Annotated in this window: 2 pseudogenes; both read left to right on the top strand. The window is 57.7% G+C overall.

The features are described 5' to 3' along the window. Nucleotides 1-282 precede the first annotated feature (282 nt). Nucleotides 283-399, top strand: a pseudogene (locus DMZ65_RS19360) (IS5/IS1182 family transposase); the annotation flags it as partial. A 91-nt stretch (nucleotides 400-490) separates the two neighbouring features. After that, a pseudogene (locus DMZ65_RS19355) lies at nucleotides 491-828 on the top strand (IS110 family RNA-guided transposase); the annotation flags it as partial.

Here is an 828-nt window from a genome sequence, read left to right as displayed (position 1 = left end):
CTCAGTGAACGAGCAACACCAGCTATGAAGAGGCAGGTGGACGCCAGTTCCTACACCACCCCCGGGACACGACCTGACTTCGCATTATGATCACATCCATAGCACGATCGAAGCGGTGGCGGCTTATGGTAATCAAGCCATCAGTTTGGCATCGACGCGAGCCTTGATTGCCGACTCTTCGCAATAGTATGTGAACTGCCCCCCTTTCGACCGGACACCTTGGGCTGACCAGGAAGGCTTAAGGATAGCCTTACCTGAAGGCACAGCGACCAGTTTGGGCGTCAAAAAGGGGGGCGTGGACGCCTGATTGGCCGGACCAAGGGCGGCATGAACACGAAACTGCACGCCATCTGCGACAGTCAAGGACGCCCGCTGAACCTGTTCGTGACCGCAGGACAGGCCAGATGGAGTGGTTGCCGCCCTCCCTAGACGGCATCGCAATGTGCCAAGGTCGTGGTGTTCAACGCTGCGCGCAGAGGAGGACGGCGAGATGAAGAATATGATGATCGGGGTCGATCTGGCAAAGACAGTTTTCCAAGTTCATGGTGCCCTTCGAACGGGGGAGGTCCAGTTCCGCAAGAAGCTGACGCGGAAGCAATTCCCCGCGTTCATGGCGCAGCAAGAGCCCGGCATGGTAATTTTCGAGGCCTGCAGCAGTGCGCATTTCTGGGCCCGTGAGATGGAAGCTCTTGGGCACGAGGTAAAGCTTATCGCACCGCAATACATGCGCCCCTTTGTGAAGCGGCAGAAAAATGATGCGGCCGATGCCGAGGCGATTGTCATTGCGGCACGTCAGCCCGAGATGCGTTTCGTGGAGCCCAAGACAGT

The organism is Primorskyibacter marinus (genome assembly GCF_003313245.1).
Classification (GTDB): domain Bacteria; phylum Pseudomonadota; class Alphaproteobacteria; order Rhodobacterales; family Rhodobacteraceae; genus Primorskyibacter; species Primorskyibacter marinus.
Note: the sequence above shows the minus strand (reverse complement) of the source record. Positions and strands in the feature narration are given on the sequence as shown.